The organism is Pseudomonas sp. So3.2b (assembly GCF_019464415.1).
GTDB classification, from domain to species: Bacteria; Pseudomonadota; Gammaproteobacteria; order Pseudomonadales; family Pseudomonadaceae; genus Aquipseudomonas; species Aquipseudomonas shahriarae.
Genome location: NZ_CP080494.1, coordinates 246,780 through 260,057 on the forward strand (window position 1 = coordinate 246,780; position 13,278 = coordinate 260,057).

Annotated in this window: 14 protein-coding genes; all 14 read right to left on the bottom strand. The window is 58.2% G+C overall.

Going from position 1 to position 13,278, the window contains the following annotated elements:
* Positions 1-12: 12 nt before the first annotated feature.
* The 14 genes from glmS to K1X80_RS01180 all read right to left on the bottom strand — a co-directional run bounded on the left by glmS (position 13) and on the right by K1X80_RS01180 (position 13,273).
* Complete coding sequence (glmS, locus tag K1X80_RS01115; protein WP_057961234.1) at positions 13-1,845, bottom strand: glutamine--fructose-6-phosphate transaminase (isomerizing); 1,833 nt, start codon at positions 1,843-1,845, stop codon at positions 13-15.
* Positions 1,846-1,855: 10 nt separating this feature from the next.
* Positions 1,856-2,623, bottom strand: coding sequence for a DeoR/GlpR family DNA-binding transcription regulator (locus K1X80_RS01120; protein WP_029290123.1), 768 nt, complete (start codon positions 2,621-2,623; stop codon positions 1,856-1,858).
* Between the two features lie 228 nt (positions 2,624-2,851).
* The gene (gene glmU, locus K1X80_RS01125; RefSeq protein ID WP_128593101.1) at positions 2,852-4,219 is read right to left on the bottom strand and encodes a bifunctional UDP-N-acetylglucosamine diphosphorylase/glucosamine-1-phosphate N-acetyltransferase GlmU; all 1,368 of its coding nucleotides are present in this window, start codon (positions 4,217-4,219) and stop codon (positions 2,852-2,854) included.
* A gap of 123 nt (positions 4,220-4,342) precedes the next feature.
* Complete coding sequence (locus K1X80_RS01130; RefSeq protein ID WP_057439300.1) at positions 4,343-4,759, bottom strand: F0F1 ATP synthase subunit epsilon; 417 nt, start codon at positions 4,757-4,759, stop codon at positions 4,343-4,345.
* Between the two features lie 44 nt (positions 4,760-4,803).
* On the bottom strand, positions 4,804-6,180 hold the full coding sequence (gene atpD / locus K1X80_RS01135) for a F0F1 ATP synthase subunit beta (RefSeq protein ID WP_015886645.1): 1,377 nt from the start codon (positions 6,178-6,180) through the stop codon (positions 4,804-4,806).
* 27 nt (positions 6,181-6,207) lie between these two features.
* Positions 6,208-7,068: a F0F1 ATP synthase subunit gamma gene (atpG, locus tag K1X80_RS01140; RefSeq protein ID WP_057439299.1), complete on the bottom strand. Its 861-nt coding sequence runs from the start codon at positions 7,066-7,068 to the stop codon at positions 6,208-6,210.
* A 50-nt stretch (positions 7,069-7,118) separates the two neighbouring features.
* The gene (gene atpA / locus K1X80_RS01145) at positions 7,119-8,663 is read right to left on the bottom strand and encodes a F0F1 ATP synthase subunit alpha (protein WP_029290137.1); all 1,545 of its coding nucleotides are present in this window, start codon (positions 8,661-8,663) and stop codon (positions 7,119-7,121) included.
* 21 nt (positions 8,664-8,684) lie between these two features.
* On the bottom strand, positions 8,685-9,221 hold the full coding sequence (locus K1X80_RS01150) for a F0F1 ATP synthase subunit delta (protein WP_057439298.1): 537 nt from the start codon (positions 9,219-9,221) through the stop codon (positions 8,685-8,687).
* A gap of 12 nt (positions 9,222-9,233) precedes the next feature.
* Positions 9,234-9,704, bottom strand: coding sequence for a F0F1 ATP synthase subunit B (locus K1X80_RS01155; RefSeq protein WP_008439543.1), 471 nt, complete (start codon positions 9,702-9,704; stop codon positions 9,234-9,236).
* Between the two features lie 56 nt (positions 9,705-9,760).
* Complete coding sequence (gene atpE / locus K1X80_RS01160) at positions 9,761-10,018, bottom strand: F0F1 ATP synthase subunit C (protein WP_002555987.1); 258 nt, start codon at positions 10,016-10,018, stop codon at positions 9,761-9,763.
* A gap of 133 nt (positions 10,019-10,151) precedes the next feature.
* Entirely contained in the window at positions 10,152-11,021 is an 870-nt protein-coding gene (atpB, locus tag K1X80_RS01165; protein ID WP_049710820.1) for a F0F1 ATP synthase subunit A, read from the bottom strand.
* A 16-nt stretch (positions 11,022-11,037) separates the two neighbouring features.
* Positions 11,038-11,445, bottom strand: coding sequence for a F0F1 ATP synthase subunit I (locus K1X80_RS01170; protein WP_010565865.1), 408 nt, complete (start codon positions 11,443-11,445; stop codon positions 11,038-11,040).
* Between the two features lie 148 nt (positions 11,446-11,593).
* Positions 11,594-12,466: a ParB/RepB/Spo0J family partition protein gene (locus K1X80_RS01175; protein WP_057439295.1), complete on the bottom strand. Its 873-nt coding sequence runs from the start codon at positions 12,464-12,466 to the stop codon at positions 11,594-11,596.
* A gap of 9 nt (positions 12,467-12,475) precedes the next feature.
* Entirely contained in the window at positions 12,476-13,273 is a 798-nt protein-coding gene (locus K1X80_RS01180) for a ParA family protein (protein ID WP_005792605.1), read from the bottom strand.
* Positions 13,274-13,278 lie beyond the last annotated feature (5 nt).

Sequence of the window (13,278 nt, forward strand, 5' to 3'; positions counted from 1 at the left end):
GACCGCTAAACGTTACTCGACCGTCACCGACTTGGCCAAGTTACGCGGCTGGTCAACGTCCGTGCCCTTGAGCACCGCCACGTAGTACGACAGCAACTGCAGCGGGATGGTGTAGAGGATCGGCGACAGGGTGTCGTGGATGTGCGGCATGTTGATCACATGGGTGCCTTCGCCGTTGGTCATACCGGCCTTTTCGTCGGCGAACACGATCAGTTGACCACCACGGGCGCGTACTTCCTGCAGGTTGGACTTGAGCTTTTCCAACAGTTCATTGTTCGGCGCCACGGTGACCACAGGCATGTCGTCGTCCACCAGGGCCAATGGGCCGTGCTTCAGCTCGCCGGCAGGGTAGGCTTCAGCGTGGATATAGGAGATTTCCTTGAGTTTCAGGGAGCCTTCCATTGCCACTGGGTATTGCGCGCCACGGCCGAGGAACAGGGTGTGGTTCTTGTCGGCAAACAGTTCGGCGACTTTCTCTACGGTGCTGTCCATGGCCAGTGCTTCGCCCAGGCGGGTGGGCAGGCGACGCAGTTCTTCTACCAGGATGGCTTCCACACCTGCAGCCAATGTGCCGCGCACCTGGCCAAGGGACAGGGTCAACAGCAGCAGGCCCACCAATTGGGTGGTGAAGGCCTTGGTGGAGGCTACACCGATTTCGCGGCCGGCCTGGGTCAGCAGGGTCAGGTCGGACTCACGCACCAGGGAGCTGATGCTGACGTTGCAGATCGCCAGGCTCGCCAGGTATCCCAGCTCTTTGGCATTGCGCAGGGCCGCCAGGGTGTCGGCGGTCTCGCCGGATTGGGAAATGGTGACGAACAGGGTATCGGGCTGAACCACCACCTTGCGGTAGCGGAACTCACTGGCTACTTCGACCTGGCACGGGATGCCGGCCAGTTCTTCCAGCCAGTAACGGGCGACCATGCCGGCGTGGTAGCTGGTGCCACAGGCGACGATCTGCACATTGCGCACTTTGGCGAACAGCTCGGCGGCTTGCGGGCCGAAGGCGTTAACCAGGACTTGCTTGTCGCCAAGACGGCCTTCCAGGGTGCGTTGCACCACGGCCGGTTGCTCGTGGATTTCCTTGAGCATGAAGTGGCGGAACTCACCCTTGTCGGCAGCTTCGGCGCCGTCGCGGTACTGCACAGCTTCGCGCTCGACGGAGTTGCCGTCGACGTCCCAGATCGCCACGCTTTCACGGCGGATGTCGGCGATATCGCCTTCTTCCAGGTACATGAAGCGGTCGGTGACCTGACGCAAGGCCAGTTGATCAGAGGCGAGGAAGTTCTCCCCCAGGCCCAGACCAATCACCAATGGGCTGCCACTACGAGCGGCAACCACACGGTCCGGTTGGCTGGCGCTGATCACAGCCAGGCCGTAGGCGCCATGCAGTTCCTTGACCGTGGCCTTGAGGGCGGTGGTCAGGTCACTGTGGTCCTTGAGCTTGTGGTTGAGCAGGTGGGCGATGACTTCGGTGTCGGTGTCCGAGGTAAAGACGTAGCCCAGGCCCTTGAGTTGTTCACGCAGCACTTCGTGGTTTTCGATGATGCCGTTGTGCACCACCGCAATATCACCGGAGAAATGTGGGTGTGCATTGCGCTCGCACGGTGCACCGTGGGTCGCCCAGCGGGTGTGGGCGATGCCCAGACGGCCCGCCAGGGGCTCACCGGCCAGGGCCTGTTCCAGTTCGCTGACTTTGCCCGGACGACGCATGCGCTCCAGCTTGCCCGCGTTGCTGAAGACCGCCACGCCGGCACTGTCGTAGCCGCGGTATTCCAGGCGCTTGAGGCCTTCGAGCAAAATGGCGGTAACGTTTCGTTCAGCGACTGCGCCTACAATTCCACACATGGTTTCTCTCCTAGATGACTGCCGCGCAAATCAGCGTAATGCCGCGGGCTTGAATCTGGTCGCGGGCCTCAAGCGGCAGGCGATCATCGGTAATAAGGGTATGGACGCTGCTCCAGGGCAGTTCCAGGTTGGGGATCTTGCGGCCGATCTTGTCGGATTCGACCATCACCACCACTTCACGGGCGACTTCGGCCATCACTCGGCTCAGGCCCAGCAATTCATTGAAGGTGGTGGTACCGCGCTGCAGGTCGATGCCGTCAGCGCCTATAAACAGTTGGTCGAAGTCATAGGAACGCAGCACTTGTTCGGCGACCTGCCCCTGGAACGAGTCCGAGTGCGGGTCCCAGGTGCCGCCGGTCATCAACAGCACCGGCTCATGCTCCAACTCACTCAGGGCACTGGCCACATGCAGGGAGTTGGTCATCACCACCAGGCCGGGCTGATGGCCCAGCTCCGGGATCATCGCGGCGGTGGTGCTGCCACTGTCGATAATGATCCGTGCGTGTTCACGCAAGCGCTTGACCGCCGCACGGGCGATGGCGCGCTTATGCACAGAAATCGGTTGGGCAGGATCGCCGACCAGTTCCTGGGGCATGGTGATGGCGCCACCGTAGCGACGCAGCAGCAAGCCGTTGCTTTCCAGCGCGGCCAGGTCCTTGCGGATGGTCACTTCGGAGGTTTCGAAACGTTTGGCCAATTCGTCCACGCTCACCTCGCCCTGCTCGTTGAGCAAGGTGAGGATGTTGTGGCGTCGTTGTGGTGTATTTCGTTTCGACATGGTGATGATAAGTTTCGGTTCGAAAGATAACGAAGGCAATCAAAACCTATTGACGGGAAATCGTCAAGCGGCGGGTGCACTTTTTTGAAAACAACATAGATCCAATGTGGGAGCGGGCTTGCTCGCGAAAGCGGTGCATCAGATACACGTTCAGTGACTGACACTCCGTCTTCGCGAGCAAGCCCGCTCCCACAATGGAATGGCGTTGCTAATGAGGTTGTGGATAACTCAGGTCTTTTTGATTTTGACTGGGCGTTTCCAGCCGTCGATGTTGCGTTGGCGGGCGCGGGCCACTGCCAATTGCGACTTATCCACATCCTGGTTGATGGTTGAGCCTGCCGCGGTGTTTGAACCATCGCCAATGGTGACGGGCGCAACCAGTGAATTATTGGAGCCGATAAAGACGTCTTCACCAATCGTCGTCTGATATTTGTTGGCACCGTCGTAATTGCAGGTAATGGCGCCGGCGCCAATGTTGCTGCGGGCCCCGATCACTGCATCGCCGAGGTAGGCCAGGTGCCCTGCCTTCGCATCGTCGCCCATCCGTGCGTTTTTCAGCTCAACAAAGTTACCCACATGGGCCCTGGCGCCCAACACGCTGCCCGGGCGCAACCGCGCAAATGGCCCCGCATCGCTGGCTTCACCCATCACCGCACCGTCGATATGGCTGTTGGCCTTGACCACCACGCCTTTGCGCAGGGTGCTGTCCTTGATCACGCAGTTCGGGCCAATCACCACGTCGTCTTCGATGATCACGCGGCCTTCTAGGATCACGTTGATATCAATCAGCACGTCACGGCCCACGGTGACTTCGCCCCGTACGTCGAAACGCGCCGGGTCACGCAGTGTCACACCCTGCGCCATCAGGCGGCGGCCTTCGCGCAGTTGGTAGTGACGCTCCAGTTCTGCCAGTTGCTTGCGGTCGTTGGCGCCCTGCACTTCCATCGGGTCGTGGGGCTGCTCGGTGGCAACCACCAAGCCATCGCTGACGGCCATTTCAATCACGTCTGTCAGGTAGTACTCGCCCTGAACGTTGTTGTTCGACAGGCGGCCCATCCAGTCCGCCAGACGATCGGCCGGTACCGCAAGGATGCCGGTGTTGCCTTCAGTAATCGCCCGTTGTGCATCACTGGCATCTTTATGTTCGACGATGGCTGCGACGTTGCCGTCGGCATCGCGCACGATACGGCCATAACCGGTCGGGTCGTCCAGCTCGACGGTGAGCAGGCCCATCTGGCCCGGTACCACGCGCTTGAGCAGGCGCTGCAGGGTTTCCACTTCGATCAGCGGCACATCCCCGTAGAGGATCAGCACGGTGTCGGCCTTGATGAACGGCACGGCTTGCGCGGTGGCATGACCAGTGCCCAGTTGCTTATCCTGCAATACGAAATTCAAGTCGTCGGCTGCCAGGCGCTCACGCACCGCATCGGCCCCGTGGCCAATCACGACGTGAATACGCTGTGGCTCCAGTTGCCGGGCGCTGTGGATAACATGGCCGAGCATGGAGTTACCCGCAACCGGGTGCAGCACTTTGGGCAGGGAAGAACGCATGCGGGTGCCCTGACCTGCGGCGAGAATGACGATTTCAAGAGACATGAATGGCTACCAATCCTGGGCGGTCCGGCTTCAGACCAAAGAAGTGTTTTGCAAAAAAAGAAAAAGGGTAGCCGAGGCTACCCTTTTTAATCAATCGCGCATGAAGCATGACGGCTTGGCCGCTTACTTCTTGCGGATCTGCTGGAGCGTGCGCAGCTGGGCTGCAGCCTCGGCCAGACGTACAGCAGCAGCGCTGTAGTCGAAGTCCGCACCTTTTTCGTGCAGAGCCTTCTCGGCAGCCTTGACGGCTTCCTGAGCGGAGGCTTCATCCAGGTCGCCAGCACGTTGCACGGTGTCGGCAAGAACCTTGACCATGTTCGGCTGAACTTCGAGGAAACCACCAGAGATGTAGAACACCTCCTTTTCCCCGCCCTGCTTGGTCAGAGTAATCGGACCGGGCTTCAAGCTGGTGATCAGCGGTGCGTGGCCCAAGGCAATACCCAGGTCACCCAACTCGCCGTGTGCAATTACCATCTCTACCAGACCGGAGAAGATTTCCCCTTCCGCGCTGACGATATCGCAATGGACTGTCATAGCCATCTGATTGCCTCAACCTGATGAGCGCCCGTTTCCGGGCGCCTGGATTACAGTTTCTTGGCTTTCTCGATCGCTTCTTCGATGCCGCCGACCATGTAGAACGCTTGTTCTGGCAGGTGGTCGTAGTCACCGTTGAGGATGCCTTTGAAGCCAGCAATGGTGTCTTTCAGGGAAACGTATTTACCCGAGGCACCGGTGAAGACTTCAGCCACGAAGAACGGCTGCGACAAGAAGCGCTGGATCTTACGAGCGCGGGATACCAACTGCTTGTCGGTTTCCGACAGTTCGTCCATACCCAGGATCGCAATGATGTCCTTCAGCTCTTTGTAACGCTGCAGCACGTACTGAACGCCGCGAGCGGTGTCGTAGTGCTCCTGGCCGATCACGTTCGGGTCCAGCTGGCGCGAAGTCGAGTCGAGTGGATCGACCGCTGGGTAGATACCCAGGGAAGCGATGTCACGGGATAGTACGACGGTGGCGTCCAAGTGGGCGAAGGTGGTCGCTGGCGACGGGTCAGTCAAGTCATCCGCAGGTACGTATACCGCTTGGATCGACGTGATCGAACCTTCCTTGGTCGAAGTGATACGTTCTTGCAGAACGCCCATCTCTTCAGCCAGGGTCGGCTGGTAACCTACTGCCGAAGGCATACGGCCCAGCAGTGCGGATACTTCAGTACCGGCCAGGGTGTAACGGTAGATGTTGTCGACGAACAACAGAACGTCGTTACCTTCGTCACGGAACTTCTCGGCCATGGTCAGGCCAGTCAGTGCTACGCGCAGACGGTTACCCGGCGGCTCGTTCATCTGACCGTAGACCAGTGCCACTTTGTCCAGAACGTTGGAGTCCTTCATCTCGTGGTAGAAGTCGTTACCCTCACGAGTACGCTCACCCACACCGGCGAACACGGAATAACCGCTGTGCTCGATGGCGATGTTACGGATCAGTTCCATCATGTTTACGGTTTTGCCTACACCGGCACCACCAAACAGACCGACTTTACCGCCTTTGGCGAACGGGCAAACCAGGTCGATAACCTTGATGCCGGTTTCCAGCAGGTCGTTGCCGCCAGCTTGCTCGGCGAACGAAGGTGCTGGACGGTGAATGCCCCAACGCTCTTCGGTATCGATCGGGCCAGCTTCGTCAATCGGGTTGCCCAGTACGTCCATGATCCGGCCCAGGGTCGCTTTACCGACCGGTACGGAAATGGCAGCGCCAGTGTCGACAACGTCCAGACCGCGCTTCAAGCCTTCGGTGGAACCCATCGCAATGGTACGAACTACGCCGTCGCCCAGCTGCTGCTGAACTTCCAGAGTAGTTTCCGCGCCTTGTACTTTCAGCGCGTTGTAGATGCTCGGTACGCTGTCGCGTGGGAATTCCACGTCGATAACGGCGCCGATGATTTGAACGATACGTCCGCTACTCATAGCTGGATCCTCTGAATATTTGAACCGTTAAACCGCGGCAGCGCCGCCGACGATTTCCGAGATCTCTTGGGTGATCGCAGCCTGACGCGCCTTGTTGTAGATCAGCTGCAAATCGCTGATCAGATCACCGGCGTTGTCGGTAGCGTTTTTCATCGCGATCATCCGCGCCGCTTGTTCAGCTGCGTTGTTCTCGACCACCGCCTGGTACACCTGCGACTCCACGTAGCGCACCATCAAGCCGTCAAGCAGCTCTTTGGCGTCTGGTTCGTAGAGGTAGTCCCAGTGGTGCTTGAGTTCCTGATCCGGGGTCGCCACCAGTGGAATCAATTGCTCCACGGTTGGCTGCTGGGTCATGGTGTTGATGAACTTGTTGGATACCACGGACAGGCGGTCGATCCGGCCTTCCAGGTATGCATCCAGCATCACCTTCACACTGCCGATCAAGTCATTGATCGACGGCTCTTCACCCAGGTGGCTGATAGCTGCAACGACGTTACCGCCGAAGTTGCGGAAAAAGGCCGCACCCTTGCTACCAACAACACACAGATCAATCTCGACGCCGTTTTCGCGGTTTACCGCCATGTCCTTGACCAGGGCCTTGAACAGGTTGGTATTCAAACCACCGCACAAACCACGGTCACTGCTCACTACCACATAACCTGCACGCTTGACGGCGCGCTCGATCATGAACGGGTGGCGGTATTCCGGGTTGGCGTTGGCCAGATGCCCAATTACCTGGCGGATACGCTCCGCATAAGGACGGCTAGCCGACATGCGCATTTGTGCCTTGCGCATTTTGCTGACCGCCACTTTCTCCATGGCGCTGGTAATTTTTTGCGTGCTTTTGATGCTCGCAATCTTACTGCGAATCTCTTTTGCGCCTGCCATGTAACACCTATCAGGTTAGCAAGCGGGAGCCTTGCGGCTCCCGCTGCGGCTTACCAGGTTTGGGTGGCCTTGAACTTCTCGATACCGGCTTTCAGGCCAGCGTCGATTTCGTCATTGAAGTCACCCTTCACGTTGATCTTGGCCATCAAATCGGCATGATCTCGGTTGAAGTAAGCAATCAGCGCTTGTTCAAAGCTGCCGACCTTGGCGATTTCGACGTCAGTCAGGAACCCACGCTCAGCGGCATACAGCGACAGCGACATGTCAGCGATCGACATTGGCGCGTATTGCTTCTGCTTCATCAGCTCGGTAACGCGCTGACCATGCTCAAGTTGCTTACGGGTCGCTTCGTCCAGGTCAGAAGCGAACTGGGCGAATGCCGCCAGTTCACGGTACTGAGCCAGAGCGGTACGGATACCACCGGAGAGCTTCTTGATGATCTTGGTCTGAGCGGCACCACCCACACGGGATACCGAAACACCGGCGTTCACAGCAGGACGAATCCCGGAGTTGAACATGGCCGATTCCAGGAAGATCTGACCGTCGGTGATGGAAATCACGTTGGTCGGAACGAACGCGGAAACGTCGCCAGCCTGGGTTTCGATGATCGGCAGTGCGGTCAGGGAACCGGTTTTGCCGGTCACTGCGCCGTTGGTGAACTTCTCTACGTACTCTTCGGAAACGCGGGATGCGCGCTCCAGCAGACGGGAGTGGAGATAGAACACGTCGCCTGGGTAGGCTTCACGGCCTGGTGGACGGCGCAGCAGCAGGGAAATCTGGCGGTAAGCCACTGCTTGCTTGGACAGATCGTCATAAACGATCAGCGCGTCTTCACCGCGGTCGCGGAAGAATTCACCCATGGTGCAACCGGAGTACGGTGCCAGGAATTGCAGCGCAGGAGATTCCGAAGCACTGGCAGCCACGATGATTGTGTTGGCCAGGGCGCCGTTTTCTTCCAGCTTGCGAACCACGTTGGCGATGGTCGATTGTTTCTGACCGATCGCTACGTAGACGCAGAAAATGCCGCTGTCTTTCTGGTTGATGATCGCGTCGATCGCCAGAGCGGTCTTACCGATCTGACGGTCACCGATGATCAGCTCACGCTGGCCACGGCCGACTGGGATCATGGCATCGACAGCCTTGTAGCCAGTCTGTACAGGCTGGTCTACCGACTTACGCCAGATCACGCCTGGAGCAACTTTCTCGACCGCGTCGGTCTCGGTGTTGCCCAGTGGACCTTTACCGTCAACAGGGTTACCCAGTGCGTCGACAACGCGACCCAGCAGTTCCTTACCAACCGGAACTTCCAGGATGCGGCCTGTGCACTTGGCGCTCATGCCTTCGGCCAGACTGGTGTACGCGCCCAATACAACGGCACCTACGGAGTCTTGCTCCAGGTTGAGGGCCATACCGTAGACGCCGCCCGGAAACTCGATCATCTCGCCGTACATTACGTCGGCCAGACCGTGAATCCGCACGATGCCGTCAGATACGCTGACGACAGTGCCTTCGTTACGGGCTTGGGAGGTCACATCGAGCTTGTCGATGCGGCCCTTGATAATTTCACTTATTTCGGAAGGATTGAGTTGCTGCATTGCTCTGCTGCCCCTTCAAACTCAAGATTTCAATGCTTCGGCAAGATTCGCGAGTTTGCCGCGAATCGAGCCATCGATAACCAGGTCGCCGGCGCGGATGACAACACCCCCAATAAGGGATGGGTCTTCCGCAACTTGCAGGCGCACTTCCCGGTCGAGTCGTGCACTGAGAACCTTGGCGAGTTTGTCTTGCTGTTCTTGGTTCAATGCAAAAGCACTGGTCACTTCAACGTCTACCGACTTCTCTTGCTCGGCCTTGTACAGGTCGAACAGAGCGGCAATCTCCGGCAAAAGCGGGAGACGGTCGTTTTCGGCAACGACGTGGATGAAGTTCTGCACTTTCACATCAAACTTGTCGCCGCACACGTCAATAAACGTGGCGGCCTTGTCTGCGCTCGTCAGTCGCGGGGCCTTGAGCACGCGCTGCATGGTGTCGTCTTGCGACACTGCTGCAGCCAGGCCGAGCATGGCTGACCAAGAGGCCAGCTGCTGGTGGGCCTGGGCGTGCTCGAAGGCTGCCTTAGCGTAAGGTCGGGCCAACGTGGTCAATTCTGCCATGATCGCCCTCGCTTAAATTTCAGCAGCCAGTTTGTTTACCAGCTCCGCGTGCGCGTTTTGATCGATTGTGGCACCCAGGATCTTCTCAGCACCGCCGACGGCCAGAGCACCCAGTTGGGCACGCAGCGCATCTTTGACACCGTTCAATTCCTGTTCGATCTCGGCCTGAGCCTGAACCTTCACACGGTCAGCGTCGATACGGGCTTTTTCAACAGCCTCTTCAACAATCTGGTTACCGCGTTTCTTGGCTTGCTCAATGATTTCAGCTGCCTGAGCCTTCGCTTCGCGCAGTTGCTGACCCGCTTTATCTTGGGCCAACTCCAGGTCGCGAGCTGCTCGTGCGGCAGCGTCCAGTCCATCCGCGATCTTCTTCTGACGTTCGTGCAAAGCCGCGATGACCGGAGGCCATACGAACTTCATGCAGAAAACAACAAAAATCAAGAACGCTAAGGACTGACCAATAATGGTTGCATTAATGTTCACGCCAATACCTCGCTCGTTCGTTGCACAACACACCAATCACTCGAAAAAACGAGTGATTAACCGGCGAGTTGACCAACGAAGGGGTTCGCGAAGGTGAAGAACAGAGCGATACCAACACCGATCATGGTCACGGCGTCGAGCAGGCCGGCAACGATGAACATTTTAACCTGCAGCATTGGAACCATTTCTGGCTGACGCGCGGCGCCTTCCAGGAACTTGCCGCCCAACAGGCCGAAACCAATGGCAGTACCCAGGGCGCCCAGGCCGATCAACAGTGCAACAGCGATAGCGGTTAGACCAACTACAGTTTCCATCTTTCCTCCCGACTTTTACGTCGTATGGTTTAGGTTTTTTAGATTTTAAAGCGGTAAAACAAATCGTTTCATAGCCCTGGTGGGCCACCTTCCCGTTTCACCGGGAAGGACATCAGACTAGTCGAGACTGGTCTTAATGGTTCTCTTCGTGCGCCATCGACAGGTAGACGATGGTCAGCATCATGAAGATAAACGCCTGCAGGGTGATGATCAGGATGTGGAACACAGCCCACGCCCACTGCAGAACAATGCCCAGGCCGCTAAGCCAGAGCAGGCCGCTGCCGAACATCACAGCGATCAGGATGAACACCAGCTCGCCGGCATACATGTTGCCGAACAGTCGCAGAGCCAGGGAAATCGGCTTGGCGATCAGGGTGACAAATTCCAGCAGGAAGTTCACCGGGATCAGCAGGGCTTGAACGAAGATGTTCTTGCTGCCGAACGGGTGCAGGGTCAGTTCGCCGATGAAGCCGCCGATGCCCTTGATCTTGATGCTGTAGAAAATGATCAACGCGAATACCGACAGGGCCATGCCCAGGGTAGCGTTAGGGTCAGTGGTCGATACCGCGCGGAATGGGATGTGCGGGTCGCCGGAGATCAGGATGGCCAACTGAGGAATCCAGTCGACCGGGATCAGGTCGACGGCGTTCATCAGGAACACCCAGACGAAGATGGTCAGTGCCAGCGGTGCAATCACCGGGCTACGGCCATGGAAGCTGTCTTTCACGCTGCCATCGACGAATTCGACCAATACTTCAACGAAGTTCTGCAAAGCACCTGGCTGACCGGAAGTCGCCTTCTTTGCCGCCATGCGGAAAATCAGGACGAAGATCAGACCCAATGCGACCGACCAGCCCAGAGTATCCAGGTGGAAAGCCCAGAAGCCCATTTCTTTGGCCTCTGCTGCGGAGTGGGCAAAGCCCCAGCCGCCGTTGGGAAGCTGACCGAAGGTCAGGTTCTGCAAGTGGTGCTGGATATAGCCCGAAGCGGTTGTTTCTGCCATGGTTGCCTCAAACGCCCTAAGGTTTCGAAAGTCTTGTTTTCATCAGCAGGGGAGCGAACCAGCTGACCAGTTGGGTCAACACGAAGACGCCGAATACAGCTAGCGGCGCCAATGGCTTCACACCTGCAAAGGTCAGTGCAAACAGCACTGCCGTCAAAATCAGTTTCCCTGCCTCGCCGGCATAAAAGGACCGGACGATAGCCTGGGCTGCCCGGGCGCCGGAAAACCGAAAGGCCCTGTGAGCAAAATACATATTGGGCAGCAAGGCTATCAGGCCTCCGCAGAGTCCTGAATATCCGGCTACGACCCCATGCCAGTACCAAAGCGCCAATGCGGCGATCAGCAAAATGACAAATTGGGCCAATAAAACCGGAAAAACGGCCAAGCGATGGAACGGCAACGTGTTTGGCGTGCGGGTTTCCATCACTCTTGCTCCTCAATGGTCGGCTGCCGGAAATCAATAACTTGGCATAATTTGTGCCGACAAAATGCGCGCAGAGTATAGGGGCGGTTCTGCCCCTATTCAACTGCCAGGTAGTGATTTCCGACTGCGCGCTACATAAGCAAATGTTTCAGCGGATGTGGGAAAGAACGCCCTGAAGCTCATCAAGGGAGTTATATCCGATAACCAATTGCCCTTTACCCTTCTTGCCGTGGCGAATTTGCACCGCAGAGCCCAGCCGCTCGGCCAGGCGCTGCTCCAGGCGCGCGATATCCGGATCAGTTTTGGTGGGTTCGACCGGTGCAGGTTTACCACTGAGCCACTGCCGAACCAGAGCCTCGGTCTGACGAACGGTGAGACCTCGTGCGACAACGTGTCGCGCCCCTTCAACCTGTTGATTTTCCGGCAACCCGAGCAAAGCACGGGCATGACCCATTTCCAGGTCACCATGGGACAGCATGGTCTTGATCACTTCCGGAAGCGCGATCAGGCGCAGCAGGTTGGAAACCGTGACACGGGATTTACCCACCGCGTCGGCCACTTCCTGCTGGGTCAGCTTGAATTCCTGCTGCAAACGCTGCAGGGCAATGGCTTCCTCGATCGGATTGAGGTCCTCACGCTGGATATTCTCGATCAGTGCCATGGCGATGGCCGTTTCATCCGGCACATCGCGCACCATCGCCGGGATGGTTTCCTGGCCGGCCTGCTGGCTGGCGCGCCAGCGGCGTTCACCGGCGATGATTTCAAACCGACCGCCGCCAATGGGGCGTACGACAATCGGCTGCATCACGCCCTGGGCCTTGATCGAGTTCGCCAACTCCTCCAGCGCCTGCGGGTCCATGTCCCGGCGCGGCTGGTACTTGCCACGCTGGATCAGGTCCAGGGGCAGGTGCTGCAGCTCACGGGAGTCGGCCTGCACCGCCTGCTCTTCCAGCGAAGTGACAGTCGGACCACTCAGCAGTGCATCCAGTCCACGTCCGAGACCTCGTTTCTTGACGGCCATGGGGATTCCTTAAGTTGGCTGGGCTGCAGCGGTGCGTGAGTTGCGACGTTGGCGACGAACCATCTCGCCGGCCAGCGCCAGGTAGGCAATGGCACCACGCGATGACTTGTCGTACGCCAGCGCGGGCATGCCATAGCTTGGCGCTTCGGCCAGGCGGATGTTACGCGGGATCACTGTGTCGTAAAGCTGGTCGCCAAAGTGTTCCTTGAGCTGCGCCGACACATCGTTCATCAGGCTCAGGCGCGGGTCATACATGGTCCGCAGCAGGCCTTCGACCTTCAGGTTCGGGTTGAGCAACTCAGCGATACGCTTGATGTTATCCACAAGGTCGCTCAAGCCTTCGAGGGCGAAGTACTCGCACTGCATGGGGATGATCACCCCATCGGCGGCAACCAGTGCGTTGAGCGTCAGCATCGACAGCGACGGCGGGCAGTCGATCAAAATGTAATCGTAATTCTCGCGGATCGGCGCCAGGGCGCTGCGCAGACGGCTTTCTTTCATCTGCATTTCCAGCAGCACCACTTCCGCCGCGGTCAAATCGCGGTTGGCCGGCAGCAACTGATAACCGCCGTGCTCGGAATAGTGCATGGCCTGGGCCAGGTCGCACTCGCCTATCAGCAAGTCGTAGACCGAGTTTTCCAGGCCGTGTTTATCCACACCGCTACCCATGGTGGCGTTGCCCTGTGGATCGAGGTCGATCAACAGCACCCGACGCTTGGTAGCGACCAGGGATGCTGCGAGGTTGATGCAGGTGGTGGTTTTACCCACGCCACCTTTCTGGTTCGCTATCGCGAATACCTTAGCCATTCTTG

Bases quoted from the DNA above. Each gene is read 5' to 3' on its own strand.
- glmS (WP_057961234.1), bottom strand. From the start codon at position 1,845: ATGTGTGGAATTGTAGGCGCAGTCGCTGAACGAAACGTTACCGCCATT.
- K1X80_RS01120 (WP_029290123.1), bottom strand. From the start codon at position 2,623: ATGTCGAAACGAAATACACCACAACGACGCCACAACATCCTCACCTTG.
- glmU (WP_128593101.1), bottom strand. From the start codon at position 4,219: ATGTCTCTTGAAATCGTCATTCTCGCCGCAGGTCAGGGCACCCGCATG.
- K1X80_RS01130 (WP_057439300.1), bottom strand. From the start codon at position 4,759: ATGGCTATGACAGTCCATTGCGATATCGTCAGCGCGGAAGGGGAAATC.
- atpD (WP_015886645.1), bottom strand. From the start codon at position 6,180: ATGAGTAGCGGACGTATCGTTCAAATCATCGGCGCCGTTATCGACGTG.
- atpG (WP_057439299.1), bottom strand. From the start codon at position 7,068: ATGGCAGGCGCAAAAGAGATTCGCAGTAAGATTGCGAGCATCAAAAGC.
- atpA (WP_029290137.1), bottom strand. From the start codon at position 8,663: ATGCAGCAACTCAATCCTTCCGAAATAAGTGAAATTATCAAGGGCCGC.
- K1X80_RS01150 (WP_057439298.1), bottom strand. From the start codon at position 9,221: ATGGCAGAATTGACCACGTTGGCCCGACCTTACGCTAAGGCAGCCTTC.
- atpE (WP_002555987.1), bottom strand. From the start codon at position 10,018: ATGGAAACTGTAGTTGGTCTAACCGCTATCGCTGTTGCACTGTTGATC.
- atpB (WP_049710820.1), bottom strand. From the start codon at position 11,021: ATGGCAGAAACAACCGCTTCGGGCTATATCCAGCACCACTTGCAGAAC.
- K1X80_RS01170 (WP_010565865.1), bottom strand. From the start codon at position 11,445: ATGGAAACCCGCACGCCAAACACGTTGCCGTTCCATCGCTTGGCCGTT.
- K1X80_RS01175 (WP_057439295.1), bottom strand. From the start codon at position 12,466: ATGGCCGTCAAGAAACGAGGTCTCGGACGTGGACTGGATGCACTGCTG.
- K1X80_RS01180 (WP_005792605.1), bottom strand. From the start codon at position 13,273: ATGGCTAAGGTATTCGCGATAGCGAACCAGAAAGGTGGCGTGGGTAAA.